The organism is Thorsellia kenyensis (genome assembly GCF_042432445.1).
Lineage (GTDB): Bacteria > Pseudomonadota > Gammaproteobacteria > Enterobacterales > Thorselliaceae > Thorsellia > Thorsellia kenyensis.
Genome location: NZ_JBHLXE010000094.1, coordinates 1 through 20,200, shown reverse-complemented (window position 1 = coordinate 20,200; position 20,200 = coordinate 1). Strand labels below are relative to the sequence as shown.

Sequence of the window (20,200 nt, the reverse complement as noted above, 5' to 3'; positions counted from 1 at the left end):
GGCATGACTTCACTACCAATTCTCATTGCCGTCAAAATTAGAGATAAGATTTTCAATATCTATCAAAATTATCCAACAAAAAGATCGAGCAACGAGTTACTTAGATTAATTTACTCTTGTGATTTTTATCATTTAAATTAATCAAAAAGAATGTTTTCCAGTTATTAAAATAAATGAACTTGCTATCTCATCAATAAGAGAAATTTGAAGATCATTAAAATGCTTACTAGGCTGCTGTAAACTAATAAATTCTAATAAGGGATCATTTACCTCTGTTCGAATCCCGCTTAAAGTTTCCATAACGGCTAAACCGCAGAAGGGGACATAAGACTCAGCATATCCGCCTTCATGAACTAGGACTACTTTGTCGTTACAAACTTCATTTGCTACATGCATAACTTTTTGTGTCATTACCCTAAAACTGTCACTATGTAATAGCATTCTGGCCAGAGGATCCATGCCATTTGCATCGTAACCACATGCAACAATAATTAATTCTGGTTTAAATTGTCTAACGGCCGGAATGACTACCCTGTCAAAAGCTTCTAAATATGCAGTATGACCTGATCCTGCTAGAAGAGGAATGTTTAGATTATATCCCTTACCTGCACTCTCTCCTATGTCTAACTCACCAGAGTATCCTGGAGGAAAGCATCTATCCTGATGGATGGAAATAGTTAATACATTTGGATCTTCATAATAAATATACTGAGTACCATTGCCATGATGGACATCCCAGTCAATGACAACAACTTTTTTAAGCCCAAGTTCAGCTCTCGCTTTTTCTATAGCTAATGGAATATTAGCTAAAAAACAAAATCCCATCGATTGATTAGGTAAGCAATGATGGCCAGGTGGTCTTGATAGAGAGTAAGCATTTTTTACTTCGCCTGTAAATACAGCCTTCACAGCTTCAAATGCTAAACCTGCTGAAAGTTTCGCAATTTCATAACTGCCAGGACCAAAAGGTGCTTCCATGCCAAGCATGCCTCCTCCAGAGTCACTCACTTTTTTTAGTTCATCAAGATAGCTTTGAGGGTGAATTCTAAGCAAATCTTTTTCTTCCATAGCAGTGGCGGACTTTACATAAAGTTGTTCGGTCAATCCAGCTACATCCATCAAATTTTTCATTCTTCTTTTAGTCTCAGGAGACTCTGCATGACCTGCTCCTGAGGGCGGCTGCACCCACCCTCCTACTGATAAGGTACCAGAGTGAAGTCCTGTGCTATGCCAAAAACATTTTTCATCGTAATAAAAACCAGTAAGTTTTGTCATCTTATATCCTTTTTCTATTTTTAATTTTAATTTCTATCTACATAAAACTGCTTTTAACAGATTCATTGCAAATGTTATGAATAAGCTTCATTTAACGTGTAAATTTTGCTTTTTTTGGCAATGATGATGATTAAATATAAAGAAATAACGCTACATACAAGAGACCAAATCAATAATGAATTCATTCCCATGTTTTGAAGAATACGCCCTGAGATCATAGGGCCTATTGCAAGTCCACCACCAATGACCAAGTTACTACTATTCATAAGTTTTCCACTGGTATCTAAATCAGCGATTTGTGCAAGCATGAAAGGGCAGACAAATGACCAGGTGAATTTAAACGCAACAGCTGCAATGATAAAACGCAAGGTATCCGGCGCGCCTAAAAGTAGTAAAATAGCACCAAGAAGCAATCCATAGCCAATTAAAAGCATCAGTTGTCTTGCCTTATTAATGCTTAATAATCCAGCGACAATTGCGCCTACTATTCCAGCACCAGTGGATATCGATAGAATAACGCCTATATCTTTACTGTTTAAACCAGCCTCTACACCTATATTCCCAATAAATGTCCAAACCGAACTGATACAGATGTAAAAACTGAGTACACCTAATATTGCCAAGATTTTCTTAAATAGACTAACGTGTGACACTTCCTTAACCGTTTGTACTGTTACGTTAAAAGGTTTAATGGGAAATGATTTAATAAGAGGAATAGCTATAGCCATCGTAGCAGCTAAAGAAAAGTAGATGGCCTTTATCCCAAACTTTTCAAAAAGTGGTGGGAAAATAAGCAAGCCAATGGTACCAAAAGCCAATTGACCAAGAAGCCACCAACTGTAGACTCTACTTGGATTAGGTGCATTAGCAGCACAGGTAATAGATAAAATCATCAAAGAACCGCCACCTAAAGAAGCGAGAAATCTTACGATAAGGATCAGATGAAATTCCTGAATGAAAGCAGAGGCAATATTACCTGCGATAAAAAGTGCAGCAGCAATATAACCAGCAACGTGCCAATTAACCCTGCTTAACCATAAATAAGCAGGCAATGTCGCAAGACTCATCGCACCAAGTTCGACAAAAAACAGATCACCAATTTGAGATTCAGATAAGCCCCATTCTGAAGCTACTTGAGAGGCAACAGCGGGAGCTGTCATTAAGATCCCAGGTGCAATAGCAGCAAAGAGAACAATTGCTGTGAGTAGTGCCATACCATAATTTAAAGGCTGACTTGCTTGAGTACTATTCATAAGCTCTCCAAAATAATTGATTATTTATTAATGAAAAAATAATTACTCTGTTTTAATGCTCTGTTACGAAAAAATGCAAGTGAATTGAAGTGCAAAGATAGGCTCTAATAAGAAGTTAGACAAATGAAAAATCTGGGTTATGTGACCTAGCTAGCATATTTGTTAATAAGTTAATGAATTTTATCTAATTGTATTGATAGTCTCTAATTCTATTAATATATTAATGAAAAATCAAACAGCGTTAAACCTATAAAAGGAAAACAACAAAGGGATATCGAATTAATTTAAAAGTTTTTAAGGAGGCGTTATGCTATTTAAAGATAAACTCGATTTACAATTGAATCGAGGCTATGTAGGATTTCCTACTGCCCTTGCAAGCTCAGTCGGCGTCATAATGGCAAGCCCTGTGATTTTAACGGTAACAAGTGGTTTTGGTATTGGTGGCGATACTTTTGCACTTGCTATTTTACTGAGCTTTATCATGATACAGTGCCAGATAACTACTTTTTCTGAGGCTGCATCGATGATGCCTACAGCAGGTTCTGTTTATGATTATATCTCTTGTGGCATGGGAAGATTTTGGGCCATTATAGGCGCAATTTCTGCCTATTTAATCGTGCATATTTTTGCAGGTACAGCCGAAACTGTGCTTTCTGGGATTATGGCTATAGTCAATTTTGAGGGATTGAATGCTGCGCTAGAAGATAAAAATGCGTCTTGGGTTGTTGGGGTAGGGATTGTCTGTGCTTTTGGCCTGTTAAATGCCTTTGGAATTGAGGTATTTGGACGAGCTGAAATATTTTTAACTTTCGCCATGTGGGTGACATTGATGACTTTTAGTATCGTGGGATTAATTATTGCACCTGCTGTTAAATTAGAAAGTTTTTTTGGTACTGGATTAGTTTCCGACCCATTCATGGTTTTCAGTTTGGTTGGTATGGCTATGTTTATGTTTGTGGGATGTGAACTGGTTACCCCCATGGCGCCGGAAATAAAAAAATCGCATAAAACCATTCCATATGCCTCTGCACTGGGTCTATGCTTTGTGGCTTTATGTATGTATCTATATGGTGCCTCTTTAAGCCATCAGGTCGAGAATATATTTCTTGATGAACAAACAGGTTTAAGGCTATTAGATACACCGATGGCTATTCCTGTATTTGCCAAAAATGTGATGGGAGAATGGGGACCTTATTGGCTTGGAATAGGGTTTTTATTGGCAGGAGGGGCTACGATTAACACACTTATGGCTGCCGTGCCTAGAATTTTGTACGGAATGGCTGTTGATGGTGCACTCCCTAAAATTTTTGGTTATTTGCATCCTAAGTATAAAACACCTGTTTTTAGTATTCTTATTGCTGTTGTGTTACCTTGTGTTCATGCCTTTTGGATTCAAGGGGACATAGATAAAATATTTCCTTTAGTCCTCGCTGCGGTATGTTCATGGGGTGTGGCTTATTTGCTTGTTACTCTATCTATTGTGATTCTAAGGATTAGACGCCCTGATTATCCAAGGGCCTACAAATCTCCATTTTTTCCTATTCCGCAAATAATTTCTAGCATAGGCATAGTCATTGCTATTGTATTTATTACTCCCCCTGGAATGAATGCATCAGCTGTCTATGTTCCATTTGGAATAATTTTAGCTCTCACCGCTTTGTATGCATTAATTTGGACAATAGGAGTTCAAAAAGTCAATCCATTTTTACCTGTGCCTTTAGAGGAGAGTGTGAGTAAATCATTTGCGGTCACGGATAAAAAATTTCTTGAAATAAATGAACTTAAAAGCATTGATTAGTCAGGAGGGGATGATGAAAACAGTGAGCAAACAAACAATCTGGCAAAGATTAAAACTATCCGTCAAGGCTGTGAAGGGCTACCAGCTAGGTGCATTATTGAAAAAGCTTGAGCAAAATTTAGCTCCGTATGAAGTAAAGTTTATTGCGCCAGCAGAGGCTGTTTTTAGACCAACTGAAAAATTGTATGTTCGGGTAAAAGAACAAGTCAAACCATTATTTTTAGGGCATTTGATCCAGAGTGAATTCTCGATTAGTAGTGATTTTGTAAGCTCGAATGAAGAGGAAAGCCAAAATAATCTAATGATTGATAATGCCCATACAGGTAATGGATTGACTTGTCAATTTCAGACAACTGGAATGTTAAAACGTCAGACAATAAAACCAATTATTAAAGGCAATATGGGAATAAGTGAACAATTGATGACTTTATTTAGTCATTATCCCGAATTTTATGAAACGTTAAAAAAAATGGATTTTACAAAAGCTCAATTGACTATGACAGCAGAGAGTTGGACATTTACTGTTATGCATTTTGCTGCCAGTGAAGTGGTTGGTAGGGTACCGCCAATAAGACGCTATATTCCTTTGAGTGGTGAGCAAAGACAACTGTTATTGAGCAGTTTATTGATGATGCAACAACTAATGCAACAACTGCTTCTGATCGTTCAACATAAAGAAATTAAGGGATGAGGACTCAGTTTTAATTTGACAGGGTATCTGATAAATACTGTCTAATGTCACTGAATTGAAAATTGATTGATTTTATTTTACATAGTTAGAGCGGTCTGTTTAACACACACGAATCATCGTCTTTTAGATAGTAAATTTAATTGTTCATTTAACTAGTTAAAGCAAAGAGCTAATTTAACAGGTTAAATGAATTAAATATTTACTATGTAATGGCTATTTTATTTTTTAATCTTGGCCTTATTTGACAATGCCAGAGACATTTTTTGAGTTTACTGTTTATCTATTTAGCATAGGAGAAAATAATGAGTGATGTTACATTTATTCAAGTCGGAGATTTAGCGAATGGATTTGAGCATGCAAGTCACTTGGTTTCGAGAAGTGACGAGTTAGCAGGTAGAACGTTTAAGTTATATTTTAAAGAAAAGCAACCTATGCGTTTAGCACTCCTTCCAGGAGAATTATTGCACTTTAATTCTTATGAATATTTATCTTATCGGTGTACAAGCATTAGAGAGTCTATCTATTTCATTGATTTTTTAGATCCCGATAACCCCAGAGGTACAATAACCATTATTCTAGATGTTAGTTTAAATCTGGTTACTTTAATTTATGGACAATTGCCGACTGCTGACCAAGTCAGTGTGTCTGCTTTTTCACGTATCAAGCAAAATGTGAGTTTGACGGATGTTGATGTATGTATCTTATTCGGTACAGCAAAAATACTCACTACAGATGACCAACTACATCATTTTACTGATGAATTGATTGGTTATCGAAATCAATATATTTATAGTTCAACAGAAAAATATGAACATATCTATTTAAATGAAAATTTTTATGCATGGCATTGTATTGAAGGTGTAGAAAAGGGACTTGCTGATGTTGACCGCTGCCATTATATTAAAATAAGTGAAAAGCTCTATTTGTTTATTTGGCGTGAGAAAATAGTTCCAACATTAGGGGTTATACTTATTGATATGAAATTACTTAGAACTGATGGGAAAATCTTAGGATATCAAGAAGAGGATTTTAAGGCATTAACTAATTTTCAAGTCGGCTCATATGCCAAAATTTTACACAGCATAGTGTGATGTTCATTTTAAGGTCAAGAAGCCTAGCTAACACATCTGATTTTATGCAGAAGAATCGGTACTGCCACATCTTTTGTATTGTTAGTTTATTCAAATAAAGTGACAGTTAGACAAAAATTGATAAGGCAGTATCTTTTAAAAAAGCAAAGATACTGCCTTAGATTTAATAACGAATCATAACGGACTTTAATTCAGTATAATATTCAATAAATGCGCTCCCAAATTCTCTCCCTATTCCAGACGCTTTGACGCCCCCAAATGGTAGGGCTGGATCTAAAAAAGTATGCATATTGACCCATAAAGTACCTGCTTCTATTTTAGGGATCATTCGATAGGCTTTACTTAAGTCATTAGTCCATAAACTTGCAGAAAGCCCGTAAGGACTATCGTTAAGCATATTAATCAGTTCGTTTTCGTTATCATAACCAATTAATGTACCAACAGGACCAAACGTCTCTTCTTTCATTAAGGTATCTTGAGTACTATTAGCCAATATCGCCGTTGGGGCAACAAAATAGCCAGCTCCTTCAATGGCATGGCCTCCACAGATAATTTTATTTCCTTCGGATTTTGCTTTTTCAATTAAGCTAAGCACTTTTTCTTTTTGCATTTTATTAGCCAGTGGACCGACTTGAGTGGTTTCATCCAAAGAGGATCCAATTTTCATTGATCCTAAAGCCACAGCAAGTTTATCCATCACTTCAGGTAAAAGGTCATTAGGAATATAAAAGCGCTCTGCTGCTGCACAGATTTGCCCTTGATTTAAGAAACCCGCTTCGATAATGCCATTGACAATCGTTTCCACAGAGACGTCAGTTAAGAAGGCTGCACCGTTTTTACCACCAAGTTCTAGTGTGGTACGTTTCAAATTCGAGTGCATGGCTTGTTCACCCACAATTAAACCTGTAGCTACAGAGCCTGTAAAACTTACTTTTGATACGAGTTTATGAGTGATTAAACGAGTACCAACCTCTTTACCATCACCATTGACAATATTAATAACACCATCTGGGATCCCCGCCTCTTTTGCTAAATCGACTAATTTGAGTAAAGTCAAGGGGGTATATTCACTTGGTTTGAGGACGATGGTACAGCCACAGGTTAGCGCTGCTGCAAGTTTCCAAATGGCAATCATAATTGAGAAGTTCCAGGGAATTATCCCAGCAACAACACCAACAGGTTCGCGTAAGGTAAACGCTGAATATTTCTCTTTATTAAAAGACGGTAGGGAAACATTAAGTGTTTCTCCACTAATTTTACTAGACCAACCTGCAAAATATTTCAAAAATTGGGTTGATTGATCTATCTCTAAAAAACGTGAAAGTTGAATGATTTTACCAGAACTAAGACTTTCAATTTGCGCCAAAATTTCTCTATCTCTTTGCAATAATTCGGCTAATTTATAAAGGTAATCCCCTCTTTGCATAGGTGATGTGTCAGCCCAAGTACTATGAAATGCAGTATGAGCGGCCTGAACTGCGGCATCTATTTCAGCATCAGTCGCTTTATGAACATGAGCAATGATTTCTCCTGTTGCAGGATTGAAAACCTCGAGAGATTTGCTGCTTGAGGTTTTAACATGCTGTCCATTAATATATTGGCCGTGGGATTGTTTTAAAAAATCCACCACAGAGGGTAAAAGGGTTATATCAGTCATGAGGCCTCCAAATTATGGGTTAACGCAAGCGAGATAATGTTTTACAAACTCATCTGACAAGACCTCCCAAGTTACAGGAGTTCCTTTCTCTACAATCCAAGAATCACCAGGACCATAAACAGTCCTTTCACCGGTTAACTCATTTGTGAGTGCAAGAGAGCCAGACAGGACAGTGGCATATTCTGTAAATGGATAAGTCATAGAAAATTTGCCATGGGTGCATGCAAAGTATCCCCCATTGAGATTATCAGAAGGTTCACCTAATGTAGATAAAGCCGATGCCTGAGGATCACCCTCAATTACTGTTGAACCTAATAAAGTAATACTGCCTATTTTGTGTAACGTTGGAATGGCTTCTTTGAGTAATATTGCTTTCATAAATAGCTCCTTGATACGGATTAAAAAAAGACTTTTTAAGTCGGTTTAACAAAATTAATATAAACGAGAGTAATCGAATTATCTCCTTCCTTTCCAGTACCCTGATGTTTGATGCCAAATTTTGGCTGCACTGGTAATGAGTGGACGAAGGGCATCTTTGCCTATGATATTGACATGCTGAATAGAGCTCATTAAGTCATAGCTTTCAGATCCTTCATTCATACCCTCCGCTAATACCTTACAGACGATGTGACTCGGAGTCACACCAAAACCAGAGTAACCCTGAACATAAAAGACATTTGGATTATCTGGCAGTGTACCTATTTGAGGAAAAAGATTAGCGCTACAGCAGAGCGGACCTCCCCAGGCTAAATCTATCTTCACATCACTTAGATATGGAAATATTTCAAGCATAATTTCTCGGTTCCATGCTTTTAAATCTTTGGGTATGTATTCGAGCCAGCGAGTTGCACTTCCGAAAAGTAAACGGTTCTCTTTTGTTACTCGGTAATAATCTATTATTGGACGAATATCACTATAAGCCCCACGAATAGGGCTGATCTGTTCAATTAATTCATCACTGAGTGGCTCTGTTGCTAATTGAAATGCATAAGTATTGATGGTTTTTTTATAGATATAGGGTTCTAATCCTGCTAAAAAACCATTGCAAGCCCAGAGCATCTTGTTAGCAACGACTTTTGCCTTATTGGTTCTGACTGTTATCCTTTGACCATATTCAACAGATACCACTGGGCTTTTTTCATAGATTTTGACACCGTAACTCACCGCCGCTTTTGCTTCACCTAGCATAAGGTTTAACGAATGGACATGCCCACCACCCATATGCTTAATGCCACAGGTATAGGCATCTGAACCTACGATTTTTTTTATGTCATTTCCGGTATAAAATTCAATTTCATCTTCGGGGGATATTTCTTTAAATTCTTTAAACCACGATAGCAAAGTTTTTTCTTGTCGCCTATTACTCCCCAAATAGGCATAACCAGGGCAGAAATCAGCATCAATAGCATATTTTTTTATTCTGTCTCGAATGATACCAGCCCCAAGATTACTTATTTTAAAAATCGCGTCTAGTCCTTCTTTTCCAACATGTTTTTTGATTTTTTCCAGATCATGTCCTATACCAGCCATGACTTGTCCGCCATTGCGTCCTGTTCCGCCATAGCCTAAATAGTTCGCCTCTAAAATTGCAATATTAGTAATTCCTTGCTCTGCTAACTCAAGGGCTGTGTTTATCCCTGAAAAACCACCGCCGACGATGACCACATCCACGTCAAGATCTTCAGTTAACTCAGCAAACTGTAAATCATATTTTTTAGTGACTGCGTAATAAGTTAAAGAATTGATTTGATCCATATTGCCTCCTAAATAAAAGTGAAGTTATTATTCAATAACAAGTTATTCACTGATATATCCCCTTAGGGATAGTTGTAGGATTTTGTGATCACAAACGCATTCTTGATAAAACCTATTCAAATACTATTTAATAGAAGAATACTTAGGATTAAATAGAGCAAATAGTTCACATTGTGATTTTACTGCTAGTTTCGCATAAAGGTTTTTCCGATGATTTTTTACTGTGCCGACCGAAATAAATAAGTGTTTAGCTATTTCGTTAGACGTTTTACCTGATAGGATCAATTCGGCTATTTCTTTTTCTTTGCGAGTCAATTTGATAAAAGGTGTAACTCTTGGGTTTATAGAAGTACTTTTCAATTCTTTATCGGGTAATTCGATGAATTGAGAAACTTTTTTATTGAGTTCCAGATAGTGTAAATGTAATTTTAATAAACTTTTCACAATAGAAAAAAAATCCAGAATGTCTCTGTCTTTATTGAATCGATTACTCTTTATTCGAAAATGGCTAAAGAAAAAGCCGGTTGTTTCCTCTTGATTTAGTCGCATTAATATACCGGTCTCATCTGACCAGCCTGTTTTATGATAAAACTCTCGAAAATAAGTTGATTTTAAAAAATCTCTGGGCGCTATTTCATGCAACTTGATGATGTCGATATCCTGATTGTTAGAAACATTTTGATAGAAAGGATCATCTAGGTAAGCCCCTTGTTCATAAAGGTTCTTATGGTTATGTACGGATTCCTTATCTGATTGAAAGATACAAAATGGTCTATGTGATGATTGATAATTAAAAGCTATTGCACTGTCAAAGTAGAATTTAGAGTGTAAAAAATTCAATAAAACTTGTGTAAAGTATTTAGTATTTACAGAATCAATCACCTCAGACAAATGAAATGAATTAGTACGCATACCTACCTCATCAGAGTAATTAAATTAACCGACTTAATACTAATAAGTTAGTGTTTAATAGCCTATCACTAATTGAAGAAAAAAACCTCATTTCAAAAATCAAGTGACTAAAAAAAGGGGGAGTTAAAAAACATTTATAAACATCATGTTAACTATTGTGGCGATTTGAAGGGAAATAAATGAACTTTAAAATTTGATTAATAAACAGAGACTTACAAATTTCAAAAGAAGTTGTGAATAATAGAGCTGAAACCAATAAAAATTAATTATTTGTGAAGTAAATCACCGAATACTTGGTGACTTTTTAAAAGTGATTTAACGATTGGGTGACATATTAATTCAGAACACAAGCTAAAACAATAAAACCTAACAAGTTGAAATAACACAAAGCATAACACTAAAATTCTTTTTATACTGTTTATCTTTTGCAAGTGCTTTGCAAAAGATAAACTAATGCCTATTCGGTGGACTTTAAGCATGAAAAAGCCCTGCATCTTGATTTCAATTGGGTATATATAACTTAAAGCCAAGATGTTTAGTAAACTAAAAACTGACTCATCAAGAGGTTGAAGAGTTTTGTTTTTCTGCAATAGGCTGTGTGTTTAATTCCAAAAGTTCAGTCGAAGAACTAAGTGCATTAAACTCTTCAATGAGGGCTTGTAATGCATTTAATTTTTCTAGTGAAAATGAGGACTCAATCTTTTTGTAGCCTAGTTCAATCTCATAATGTACATGTTTAGAAATAAATTGGCCTTTTTCAGTTAAAGCAATAAAAAGTTTTCTTTGATCGTTAAGAGGCTTTAGTTTAAATATAAGCTCATCTCTTTCCATTCTATTTAAAATACCGGTGAGGCTAGGTTTTAAAATACAAGTTTTTTTTGAAAGTTCATCAAAATCTACTGAACGGAGATTAAATAAGACCCGCATAATTCTCCACTGTTGTTCAGTTAAATTGTATTTATGAAGAATGGGGCGAAAAAAAAGCATGGCCGTCTCCCTTGCTTGAAGCAGAGCGAGGGTCAAAGATTGTCTCATTTACGTAGACCTCTAGAAAGACTAAAAAATTATCGCTCAGTATTTATTGTGAAGAATGCCAAAGGCACTAAATAGAGAGGAACTAAGCGTTCAAGTAATAAGCGTTAGTGTACCAAAATCTATCTAAGCGTGAAAGTTAAAAAACAGCAATTCATGATTAAATTCAATATATGACTTAATGTTATTAAAAAAACAAAAATATGTGAGAGAGTTCATGTTTTTACTAAAGGCTATTTTTTGCTTATATCAATTTGTAAAGAAAAACGTTAATGTATTAACGATTTTTATGGATTCCCTTTTACTCAAAAACTGCAAAGGGAACTAATTATTATTTAATATCAATTGGATAAAAGGGGTGATTCATGGATCAAAACTATGACTATATCATTGTTGGTGCTGGTTCTGCGGGCTGTGTAATCGCTACGCGTTTGATAGAAGAAACGAAAGCCAAAGTATTGCTAATTGAATCGGGTCCAACAGATAAAAATAAATATATACATATGCCCGCGGGACTTCCTTTTGTGATGGCTAGCCACACATGGAAATATCAAACCGAGCCGGAACCTTATGCTAATAACCGCCGCATTGATGTTCCGCAAGGTAAAGTTCTTGGTGGAAGTAGTTCAGTAAATGGTATGGCTTATGTAAGAGGCATACCGCATGACTATGAAGAATGGAAAAATCGTTTTGGTTGTGAAGGTTGGGGGTACGAAGAAGTATTAAATGCATTTAAAGCTTGCGAACGAAATGAAAGTTTGTCATTACCTTATCATGGAACACAAGGTCACCTCTATGTCACTGAGAATAGACATCGACATGCACTTGCTATGGCCTATTTGCAGGCAGCACAAGAAATGGGTTACGAATACGTTACAGACTTCAATGGACAAGATAAAGAAGGTGTAGGATTTTATCAAGCGACTATTCATAAAGGAAAGAGAGCCAGTACAGTCTATTCTTATCTCAATCGAGTCAAGGATAATCCTTTGTTAACATTAAAAACAGATTGTACTACCCACCGTATCCTGATAGAAAATGGTCAGGCTGTTGGTGTTGAATATCAACAAAATGGTGGCAGTACTGTTGTCGCTAAGGCTAAAAAAGAGGTGATTGTCAGTGCTGGTGCTATTGGAAGTCCAAAACTCTTGCTGCTTTCTGGAATTGGCCCTAAAGATCACTTAGAGGAAATGGGAATACCTGTTCTATTGGAGAGTTCTCAGGTTGGTAAAAATTTTCAAGATCACTTGCACTTGAACGTGTGTGGTCGATTAAAAGAACCGATGAGTATTTTAAGTGATACTAAAGGGTTTAAAAAATATTGGCAGGGTCTCAATTGGCTTTTATTCAAAGGGGGTGTTGTAACTTCCAACATACTTGAAAGTGGTGGTTTTTTCGATTTAGACGGAGATGGCCGAAGGGATACTCAAATTCATACATTCCCACTTATTGAAAATTTTGGTCTTCAAGATAAAGAAATGACTTCTGAGCTGGAAGGTTTTACTCTAAAGATGGGGCATTTATACCCTGAATCGAGAGGAGAGGTTAAATTGAGAAGTCGTGATGTAAATGATCTACCCAAAATATATGGTAATTATTTTTCAGCGCCTGGTGATTTAGAAGCTCAAGTACGCGCAGTAAAATTTGGTGTGAAAATGTTTGACATGCCCTCTTTGAAAAATATTGTTCACGACGTGGTATTTCCTGACGCAGCGTATGATTCTGACGATAAAATTGCTGATTTTGTTAGAGAAAATGCTCAAACAGTATTCCATCCTGTTGGCACATGTGCAATGGGCGGGGCAGCAGCAACTTCAGTTGTCGATCCTACGCTAAAAGTATGGGGCATTAAAGGATTACGTGTGGCTGACAGTTCAGCGTTTCCACATATTATTAGTGGAAATACAAATGCACCTGTTATCATGCTGGCGCACAGGGTTGTGGATTTTATACTTAAAGAAACGGCGAGTCATGCTTAAGAAGGAAATAAAAAGTTTGTATTGATGTTCTCTTGAATAGATTACTTTGTGGTAATTACCCATCCTATTTATTTCTCTCTCCCTTATGGGATATTACCACAAAAGATTAAAAAAACTTATTTGCTATATTACGTAATCAACTAATCAACTAATCAACTCGGAACTTGTTAAGATAGCTGTGAGTTATTTATAATTTTTACATGCTAAGCTACACCGTTTGTTTTTCCTTTTCAGAGACTTCCTTATTGAGTGAAATTAGCAAGTGATAGGTATCTTGTGCCTACAAATGACGGTATTGCTCACAGGCTATAAATAGCTCTCTAACATAGTGCGCACATAAAACATGCTCTACCGATTTATATTTGAAGTAAGACTTTCAATAGTCATTACCAAATACGTCCTTGACATAAGAAAAGATGTTGATGTCATACATGGGTTTACCCACTCTTTACTCATGGGGAGATACATTAGCTTTATTAACCATGTTATTTATATTGACCGATTAGTCAAGGTTTTCGTTAAGGTATTGTTTTTATTCATAGTGTTCAGGATGCACCATGTTTTTTAAAACATCTCCTTAAAACGACGTTTATAATCTTAAAATTTTTGGAGTTAGAAGGGGCGCTCTTATACTTAAAAAAAGAATAGTTTGGCATCATTAGAGGTCTTTAAAACCAAAAGAAAGAGATGTTAGAATAACCCCTATAATTTCAAGTTGTGCAACAAAAAAAATAAAACAAGATAATTTACAATTATTTTTTAGGTGTTTATAACCGAATAACTATTTTTATTTTAGCCCTGGTGGCGATCAAATATTGGAGAGATAAATTTTGCTAATTTTAAACATTTATCAAAAAATGATTTAAGTGGACGGGAAAATGTGACAGATTCATTAGCCATAGGAACTTCTTTTTATGAAAATTGTATGCGTAAGAAACTACGTTTGATCATAAAATTGGTTCCTATTCAATTTTTTCGTAACAGAAAGATGTTAAAATTACCATTAAACTCAAGGAGCTAATAATTAAATATAAAATCAATTCTTTATAAGAATCATCGAATGACTCTCTTATTAAGTATTCAATTTTGGAGTTAAACAGATGTTCTATAAATGAGGGTAATTTGCAACTGTGCCTTACACGTATTATAATTCTAGTTAATAATACTATTTGTAACTTAATATTTTAGGTTTATATAAATAATATGCATTGAGATATTTTAATTATATTTGAATAATTCAACTAACCGATACTAATAAATTAAAACGCATTTCTATCTATTACATTTGAAGGTCATAATGAAAAATCAACACCGCAACGTTCCCTTATTGTTACTTAGAACAAGAGAAGCTTTGATGGGGTATTTTCGACCCGTGCTTAACAAGCATCAATTGACTGAACAGCAGTGGAGAATTGTAAGATCCTTGCATGAATCAAAAGAGCTTGAACCACATGAATTGTGCCAAAAATGCTGTATTTTGAGTCCTAGCATGGCAGGTATTTTGAAAAGAATGCAAGAGCTTGATCTCATAGTCAAAGTCTCTTCACCAACAGATAAAAGGCGAGTACTAGTCAAACTTGCCAAAGGTGTAGATAAAAAAGTCGAAGCAGTCCTCGCTGATAATCGGTTAGCTTATAATGAATTAGCGGAAAAAATCGGACAAAAAAAATTAGAAGAATTAGCTGAACAGTTAGAGATGATCATCATTAAATTGTCTTAAAAATCTATTTCATAAAAAGTGTACTGGTCAACTAATTTAGGACACTTTCTTAGAGGCGGAATCAATACTGATTAATTTGAACATACTCTGTTGGCGATTGGTAAAAATAAATAGCGAACCTGAGTAACATTTGTTTGGGAAATTAACCTGCAAAAAAGTAGTCAAACGGCCCATCCCAAAACGCATATCAATGGGGGTTGTTACAAAATAAATAGAATTGGAGTGAATCATGACAAAACTCCTATCACCTGCTCTAGTAAAACAATATCGCACTTAACCTGCAAACCAGAGGGCAAGATAACCGTTACCTCAGGTATTGGTCTAGATGGTTGTTGAAAATCCGATTAATAAATATTAAGCTTGTCTGGACATTTTTTTAGCATGTTAATTTCTGGTAATGCTGCAGGTTTATCTGTGTGAGTTTGGGATAATACTTTGCGATTAGGTTCTAATACTTTAACAGGTACAAGTGTGTCTGTCAGTGGTGCACTTTGTGATACTGGCGTTGCAGAGGTATCAATTTTGGACGCACTATTGATGATTTCATCCTCAACCACATCTGTGGCATGTACAGGCGTTTTTTGAATGGAATGAATAGATTTAGCTGATCAGGCCTTTTTTACTTGATAGGACCAACATCTAAATGAGCTAAAATTGATATTATGCAAAGCAGCATAATCAGCCATTTTAAGCCCATAGGTTGCACGCGCTTCTAAATGCGAGATTTTTTCTTGTATTGTGTATTTTTTCATAAAGCATAATCCTCGATTGGTAGAAATTATGCTAAGTTTAGTGAATTTATTGGCTTATTCTAGATGCGTTGAACGGATGCTTACGATTTTGTTTATCCGACTTAAGTTTTTGTCTAAATTCATCAACATTCTTAAATTTTAATGCACTCTGTGTTTTTTGCTAGCTATTTATGCTCTTAAATTCATGAAATTAGAAACATAACCCCTTTTGCAAATTAAAATCCACTCATCAGTGAGCTAATTTTTTCTTACTTTTTTCATATGCAACATATTTTAAGAAGTGAAGATGGAGCAGAAAATGTTGCTGTAATTAGACGCTTTTGCCTTAATTTATGCAAGCTCCATCCTAAAAATGACACTATGGTTGGTAAAATAAAACAATGTGGTTGGAGCGACAGATCCAGAACCAAAGTGATTTTTGGTTAATTAGGAAAAAGTATGCGTTTGCCCTGGCACTAAGTAGATTTATTATAGAATTAAGCGATCGTTTGAGAGATCTTCTTTAAATGAAAATGGCAAATATACAGAATTATTTACAGAGTGGGCGCTGAATATGCTCTAATCGCTATATGCACCATTAAGAATCACTACTCTTTTCAGCCCATATTTGATAAGCTTCTTCTAATGCCGGCGCTAATAACTCATAATTTTCCCAAGAGTCAGCTACATGATAAAAAGAGGTTAGATTATTCGTTAATATTTTTTCATAATCATTTTGATAGGATCTAGAAAAATCAATGTCGTTACTATAATAAGCTTCCACAAAGGGAAGTGCATCTTCACTAATATAATCTTCTCTTAATATGCCTTCAGCTACCAATAAAAGCTCAAGCCCAGTCATTTGTCGATTGAGTACCAATTTAATTTCATCCGCAAAATCTTCTTTCATCCAATCACTAACTAAATCATTAATTATCAACCATGATATGAACATACCAATATGAGTTCCAGCATTTTTGTATTCCAACTCAAATTCGTATGCTGGTTCTTCATGCCAATCAATACAATCTATTACCATTGTCTTTCTCCACTTTATGATGAATCATAAGATTATTGGGGCAACAAACTAATTATGAACAAATCAATTGCACAAAATCTACTTTTACTAAATTCATAAAAGCCTATGCAAGAGATTCTAAACAATTCACTCTAGAACTAAATAGACGTCTATTAGCTTACTCAAAGTAACGTTAACGTTAGAATAAATATCAACACATCTATATACTAAAGTTACTTCAAGTTGCAGATATAGATATTATTCCGATACCTATTGAGTGGGAAATGAATGATACCAAAACCTGCATCTTGATTTCCGTTGAGTATACATCAGCTTTGTGTTTTTTTCTTAATGTTCATCTGTAAAATTGAACGCTAATTATGCTATTTGATTCCAAATGTCTGTTATCCCTCATATTCCAAGGCTTTAGGTAATATTCTTTCGCTTTTTATAGACTTCTATGCGCTTAGGAAGAATTTCCACCTCTAGCCTTTGAACGCGCTGTGCAGACGCGAGCTTTTTTGATAATACCAGCAAAGTTGCGAATTGTAATTTCCTGAAATCCACACAATTTAACGATAAGCTGTTTTTTTGGCAGCAACTACAACGCAGCGTTTTCTGGTAATGCCCTATTTTTGTCCTTTAGTGTCTATAACTCAACTGTTTGCGTATTGCTGTTTTTTTTCTTAACTCTAAATAAATCCGTTTTCCAAGACTTTAATTGATGTTCAAAAATGCCTTCATAGGGCACTACTAGCTGAATTTCTTGCCAGTTAAAGCATAGTATTCTGCTAGAGGATTCTGCGATAGATAAATTCCTAATAACTTTTCGTTAGCTTATCTCTGTTTACTATCAGAAGAGAGTTGATTTAATTGTTATCTATGATTTATGTCAAGTATCCAAAGAGTTTTAAGATATATTGAGCTCTTTGCCTAAATCTAGCTAAAAATGGTCTCTTCTGTTATTAGCTAATTTAATTGCATTTATTTTAAATTCATCTGAAAATTTTGGCCTAACTATATTGCTAAATCTTCTATTATTCAATGATAGTGCCTTATCAAATTATTAACAACTATCCAAATTGATAGGCTATTATAATCTCAATCTCTCTTGAATTCCTTTACTAATTAAAGCACTTCGTAGCGACTCTTCATCAATATCAATTGTAGAGTTTAAAAAAACGACCTCTTGCAAATTCGGTGCGCATAATAATGACTCCACTTCGGTCATTCCTTTGGTATTTGATACACCGAAATATTTTAAATGTGGGAGTTGTCGAATAAAATCGAGACTGAACCCTCTAATACGTAATCCATTGAAATAAATCCTTTCTAATAAAGGAAAGTTAGAGATAAGTTCAATATCGAATCCTTTTCGTTCCACCCAGATTAGTTTAAGTTCTTTTAAAGGCATACCTTCAAGGTGTACAAAAAAATCAGTGAATTTCACATTCCATACTGACAAATGTGTTAACGTTAAATTTTTTGCTATTTGTTGGAAAAAAGCAGACGTTTTTTCTAATTCAAAATCACACTCAAGTTCAGTGACATTTTTTATAAAAGATACATCAAAACCCTTATAACAAGAAAAAGGCATTAACATTCTCAATTTTTTAAGATGATGAAGTTCCCCAAATTCCCATAAAAGCTCTTTTTTAATCATCTTTGAATGTAAATCCCTACTTATAGGGGCAGAGACTTGCAGAAACTCGACTGGAAGCTTACAGGCTCTATGCATAAGGTCTGCATCAATTTGAATCGATTTAAGTTGTTTCTGCTGACTTACCCAATTCCAAAACTCATCATCATCAGATATTGCCTTGATATATTTTTTTTCATCTTGTCCATTGGGACTCCTAAGCTCAAATGTTATCGCTTCTGCATCAGTTAAATCATACACTTCAGAACGTTTATCCCAATCGACATACGTTATGTCATTAAACGGAGAATAACCACTGACAGGGTCAATCGTTTTTCTAAATTCATAGGTTTTTTGATCCAATATTTCTTCACCGACCATTTTTAACTCCCACAAGTAATTTTGTTTCCAGGTTTAGCATTATACTCTAACACGATTTTTGCATTTCTCTCGCTCTTTTTAGGCGCCTCTGCATTAATTCGATTCTGAACGTTATACTTATTTGTCTTTGTCAATTTATTTATTTCCTTCTGCTCAAAATGGCGTAAAATTCTATTTTTAGTTTTCCAGTCTTTTGCATCTCCCAAATCCACTGGGACAAACTGTTGAATTATGCCATCTCGACTGAGTAAATCCTGTGCAAACTTATGGTTTAATTGTGACATTCGCGTACCGGCATCTAATGATGAACCTACATAGGCTTCTCTTGTTTTTGGATCAATAAGAATATATATTCCTGTCTTACCATTTAATTCACTTGATGCTTTAACCCACCCAAGCGGATCTATCCATATGAAAACGCAGGGGTTGACCGTAGAGTAAAGTGACTTGGTTTTTTACAGATCGGCGATAATTTCCGGCCATAAAATCTGGTGGGTTGTAAACATATAAGATGTTAGAGTCCCCAGGACGTGTTGATCTTATGCCAGTTTATACAGGCATAACAAAAAAAGGATTATCCGTTGAAGACGCTAAAAAAGATGAAGCTAAAGATGCTGTAAAACCGATTGATATTCCGGGGATTAAGACTCATATTTGTACTTTAGTTAGTCATGATTCAACTCCTCACAAATGGCAGGATGTTTATGTACACAGTAAATTAATGGTAATTGGTAATGACTTTTTAATTAATGGATCAGCTAATATTAATCTTAGAAGCATGGCTTTTGATACGGAAATAGCAATAGCAGTACAAGATACAGCAAAAAATTCGTTAATACCTGAGGTAATGAAACATTTGTGGTGTATTCACTCGAAATCGATTGATAGAGACAAAAATCAGTTTTAACCCAAGTGGCATGGCATCTATTATGAAGCTTGGAGCAATGCAATAAAATAAAATCTAGATAGATTTAATAATAATCAATCCCCTTATTGCGCCCTCAGGCAGTTTATAGATGAGAGCGACACATTATCCGATAGCGATTAGGAGCTTTATGAATTACTTACAAAAAACCTTACTGTCTTCTTTTTTAATGATGACGACAACCTATTCTATTTTTTCCTATGGAGATGCTAACAATCCTGTTGAATCCCATTTAGTGGATAAAGAAAGTAATCTGACGTTCACGTGCCAATATGAAGTCAGGGGGAGATCAAACCTTAACCAATTGATCAAAAAATAAATAATATCAATTGACATTAAGATG

20 protein-coding genes are annotated in these 20,200 nt (G+C 35.3%); 7 read left to right on the top strand and 13 right to left on the bottom strand.

Features of this window, described 5'->3' with window-relative positions; translation table 11 throughout:
• Positions 1 to 141: 141 nt before the first annotated feature.
• Complete coding sequence (locus tag ACFFIT_RS08775; RefSeq protein ID WP_385877282.1) at positions 142 to 1,275, bottom strand: histone deacetylase-like amidohydrolase; 1,134 nt, start codon at positions 1,273 to 1,275, stop codon at positions 142 to 144.
• A gap of 74 nt (positions 1,276 to 1,349) precedes the next feature.
• Positions 1,350 to 2,528 carry an MFS transporter gene (locus ACFFIT_RS08770; protein WP_385877281.1) on the bottom strand — a complete coding sequence of 393 codons (1,179 nt, stop codon included), beginning with the start codon at positions 2,526 to 2,528 and terminating at the stop codon, positions 1,350 to 1,352.
• 307 nt (positions 2,529 to 2,835) lie between these two features.
• Between ACFFIT_RS08770 and ACFFIT_RS08765 the strand changes: the two genes are divergently transcribed.
• The 3 genes from ACFFIT_RS08765 (at position 2,836) to ACFFIT_RS08755 (ending at position 6,108) form a co-directional block, all read left to right on the top strand.
• Positions 2,836 to 4,326 carry an APC family permease gene (locus tag ACFFIT_RS08765; RefSeq protein WP_385877280.1) on the top strand — a complete coding sequence of 497 codons (1,491 nt, stop codon included), beginning with the start codon at positions 2,836 to 2,838 and terminating at the stop codon, positions 4,324 to 4,326.
• A gap of 13 nt (positions 4,327 to 4,339) precedes the next feature.
• Entirely contained in the window at positions 4,340 to 5,017 is a 678-nt protein-coding gene (locus ACFFIT_RS08760; RefSeq protein ID WP_385877279.1) for a DUF3156 family protein, read from the top strand.
• Positions 5,018 to 5,316: 299 nt separating this feature from the next.
• Positions 5,317 to 6,108 carry a MoaF C-terminal domain-containing protein gene (locus ACFFIT_RS08755; protein WP_385877295.1) on the top strand — a complete coding sequence of 264 codons (792 nt, stop codon included), beginning with the start codon at positions 5,317 to 5,319 and terminating at the stop codon, positions 6,106 to 6,108.
• Positions 6,109 to 6,271: 163 nt separating this feature from the next.
• On the opposite strand, the gene ACFFIT_RS08750 is transcribed toward ACFFIT_RS08755, so the two are convergent.
• The 5 genes from ACFFIT_RS08750 to hpaR (ACFFIT_RS08730) form a co-directional block, all read right to left on the bottom strand.
• Positions 6,272 to 7,765, bottom strand: a complete 1,494-nt coding sequence (locus ACFFIT_RS08750; RefSeq protein ID WP_385877278.1) for an aldehyde dehydrogenase family protein — start codon at positions 7,763 to 7,765, stop codon at positions 6,272 to 6,274.
• A 12-nt stretch (positions 7,766 to 7,777) separates the two neighbouring features.
• The gene (locus ACFFIT_RS08745; protein ID WP_385877277.1) at positions 7,778 to 8,143 is read right to left on the bottom strand and encodes a cupin domain-containing protein; all 366 of its coding nucleotides are present in this window, start codon (positions 8,141 to 8,143) and stop codon (positions 7,778 to 7,780) included.
• A 78-nt stretch (positions 8,144 to 8,221) separates the two neighbouring features.
• The gene (locus ACFFIT_RS08740; RefSeq protein WP_385877276.1) at positions 8,222 to 9,520 is read right to left on the bottom strand and encodes an NAD(P)/FAD-dependent oxidoreductase; all 1,299 of its coding nucleotides are present in this window, start codon (positions 9,518 to 9,520) and stop codon (positions 8,222 to 8,224) included.
• Between the two features lie 123 nt (positions 9,521 to 9,643).
• Complete coding sequence (locus ACFFIT_RS08735) at positions 9,644 to 10,432, bottom strand: helix-turn-helix transcriptional regulator (protein ID WP_385877275.1); 789 nt, start codon at positions 10,430 to 10,432, stop codon at positions 9,644 to 9,646.
• Between the two features lie 558 nt (positions 10,433 to 10,990).
• The gene (hpaR, locus tag ACFFIT_RS08730) at positions 10,991 to 11,467 is read right to left on the bottom strand and encodes a homoprotocatechuate degradation operon regulator HpaR (protein ID WP_385877274.1); all 477 of its coding nucleotides are present in this window, start codon (positions 11,465 to 11,467) and stop codon (positions 10,991 to 10,993) included.
• 362 nt (positions 11,468 to 11,829) lie between these two features.
• Between hpaR (ACFFIT_RS08730) and ACFFIT_RS08725 the strand changes: the two genes are divergently transcribed.
• Together ACFFIT_RS08725 and hpaR (ACFFIT_RS08720) are read left to right on the top strand one after the other, a co-directional pair.
• Entirely contained in the window at positions 11,830 to 13,443 is a 1,614-nt protein-coding gene (locus ACFFIT_RS08725) for a GMC family oxidoreductase (RefSeq protein ID WP_385877273.1), read from the top strand.
• 1,297 nt (positions 13,444 to 14,740) lie between these two features.
• Entirely contained in the window at positions 14,741 to 15,163 is a 423-nt protein-coding gene (gene hpaR, locus ACFFIT_RS08720) for a homoprotocatechuate degradation operon regulator HpaR (protein ID WP_385877272.1), read from the top strand.
• Between the two features lie 36 nt (positions 15,164 to 15,199).
• On the opposite strand, the gene tnpB is transcribed toward hpaR (ACFFIT_RS08720), so the two are convergent.
• From tnpB to ACFFIT_RS08690, 6 genes are all read right to left on the bottom strand, one after another.
• Positions 15,200 to 15,394, bottom strand: coding sequence for an IS66 family insertion sequence element accessory protein TnpB (gene tnpB / locus ACFFIT_RS08715; protein WP_385877271.1), 195 nt, complete (start codon positions 15,392 to 15,394; stop codon positions 15,200 to 15,202).
• 113 nt (positions 15,395 to 15,507) lie between these two features.
• Entirely contained in the window at positions 15,508 to 15,720 is a 213-nt protein-coding gene (locus ACFFIT_RS08710; RefSeq protein WP_385877270.1) for a hypothetical protein, read from the bottom strand.
• 51 nt (positions 15,721 to 15,771) lie between these two features.
• The gene (locus ACFFIT_RS08705; protein ID WP_385877269.1) at positions 15,772 to 15,915 is read right to left on the bottom strand and encodes a hypothetical protein; all 144 of its coding nucleotides are present in this window, start codon (positions 15,913 to 15,915) and stop codon (positions 15,772 to 15,774) included.
• Between the two features lie 577 nt (positions 15,916 to 16,492).
• Positions 16,493 to 16,933 carry a DUF7832 domain-containing protein gene (locus tag ACFFIT_RS08700; protein ID WP_385877268.1) on the bottom strand — a complete coding sequence of 147 codons (441 nt, stop codon included), beginning with the start codon at positions 16,931 to 16,933 and terminating at the stop codon, positions 16,493 to 16,495.
• Between the two features lie 1,072 nt (positions 16,934 to 18,005).
• Positions 18,006 to 18,932: a hypothetical protein gene (locus ACFFIT_RS08695; protein ID WP_385877267.1), complete on the bottom strand. Its 927-nt coding sequence runs from the start codon at positions 18,930 to 18,932 to the stop codon at positions 18,006 to 18,008.
• Positions 18,933 to 18,934: 2 nt separating this feature from the next.
• Entirely contained in the window at positions 18,935 to 19,216 is a 282-nt protein-coding gene (locus ACFFIT_RS08690) for a hypothetical protein (RefSeq protein WP_385877266.1), read from the bottom strand.
• 227 nt (positions 19,217 to 19,443) lie between these two features.
• Between ACFFIT_RS08690 and ACFFIT_RS08685 the strand changes: the two genes are divergently transcribed.
• Both ACFFIT_RS08685 and ACFFIT_RS08680 read left to right on the top strand, forming a co-directional pair.
• A complete protein-coding gene (locus tag ACFFIT_RS08685) occupies positions 19,444 to 19,839 on the top strand; it encodes a phospholipase D-like domain-containing protein (RefSeq protein ID WP_385877265.1) in 396 nt (131 codons plus the stop codon).
• Positions 19,840 to 19,987: 148 nt separating this feature from the next.
• A complete protein-coding gene (locus ACFFIT_RS08680; RefSeq protein WP_385877264.1) occupies positions 19,988 to 20,176 on the top strand; it encodes a hypothetical protein in 189 nt (62 codons plus the stop codon).
• Positions 20,177 to 20,200 lie beyond the last annotated feature (24 nt).

What these genes read in the sequence shown, in the direction of transcription:
- ACFFIT_RS08775 (WP_385877282.1), bottom strand. Translation starts at nt 1,275, where the DNA reads ATGACAAAACTTACTGGTTTTTATTACGATGAAAAATGTTTTTGGCAT.
- ACFFIT_RS08770 (WP_385877281.1), bottom strand. Translation starts at nt 2,528, where the DNA reads ATGAATAGTACTCAAGCAAGTCAGCCTTTAAATTATGGTATGGCACTA.
- ACFFIT_RS08765 (WP_385877280.1), top strand. Translation starts at nt 2,836, where the DNA reads ATGCTATTTAAAGATAAACTCGATTTACAATTGAATCGAGGCTATGTA.
- ACFFIT_RS08760 (WP_385877279.1), top strand. Translation starts at nt 4,340, where the DNA reads ATGAAAACAGTGAGCAAACAAACAATCTGGCAAAGATTAAAACTATCC.
- ACFFIT_RS08750 (WP_385877278.1), bottom strand. Translation starts at nt 7,765, where the DNA reads ATGACTGATATAACCCTTTTACCCTCTGTGGTGGATTTTTTAAAACAA.
- ACFFIT_RS08745 (WP_385877277.1), bottom strand. Translation starts at nt 8,143, where the DNA reads ATGAAAGCAATATTACTCAAAGAAGCCATTCCAACGTTACACAAAATA.
- ACFFIT_RS08740 (WP_385877276.1), bottom strand. Translation starts at nt 9,520, where the DNA reads ATGGATCAAATCAATTCTTTAACTTATTACGCAGTCACTAAAAAATAT.
- ACFFIT_RS08735 (WP_385877275.1), bottom strand. Translation starts at nt 10,432, where the DNA reads ATGCGTACTAATTCATTTCATTTGTCTGAGGTGATTGATTCTGTAAAT.
- hpaR (WP_385877274.1), bottom strand. Translation starts at nt 11,467, where the DNA reads ATGAGACAATCTTTGACCCTCGCTCTGCTTCAAGCAAGGGAGACGGCC.
- ACFFIT_RS08725 (WP_385877273.1), top strand. Translation starts at nt 11,830, where the DNA reads ATGGATCAAAACTATGACTATATCATTGTTGGTGCTGGTTCTGCGGGC.
- hpaR (WP_385877272.1), top strand. Translation starts at nt 14,741, where the DNA reads ATGAAAAATCAACACCGCAACGTTCCCTTATTGTTACTTAGAACAAGA.
- tnpB (WP_385877271.1), bottom strand. Translation starts at nt 15,394, where the DNA reads ATGATTCACTCCAATTCTATTTATTTTGTAACAACCCCCATTGATATG.
- ACFFIT_RS08705 (WP_385877269.1), bottom strand. Translation starts at nt 15,915, where the DNA reads ATGAAAAAATACACAATACAAGAAAAAATCTCGCATTTAGAAGCGCGT.
- ACFFIT_RS08700 (WP_385877268.1), bottom strand. Translation starts at nt 16,933, where the DNA reads ATGGTAATAGATTGTATTGATTGGCATGAAGAACCAGCATACGAATTT.
- ACFFIT_RS08695 (WP_385877267.1), bottom strand. Translation starts at nt 18,932, where the DNA reads ATGGTCGGTGAAGAAATATTGGATCAAAAAACCTATGAATTTAGAAAA.
- ACFFIT_RS08690 (WP_385877266.1), bottom strand. Translation starts at nt 19,216, where the DNA reads ATGTCACAATTAAACCATAAGTTTGCACAGGATTTACTCAGTCGAGAT.
- ACFFIT_RS08685 (WP_385877265.1), top strand. Translation starts at nt 19,444, where the DNA reads ATGTTAGAGTCCCCAGGACGTGTTGATCTTATGCCAGTTTATACAGGC.
- ACFFIT_RS08680 (WP_385877264.1), top strand. Translation starts at nt 19,988, where the DNA reads ATGAATTACTTACAAAAAACCTTACTGTCTTCTTTTTTAATGATGACG.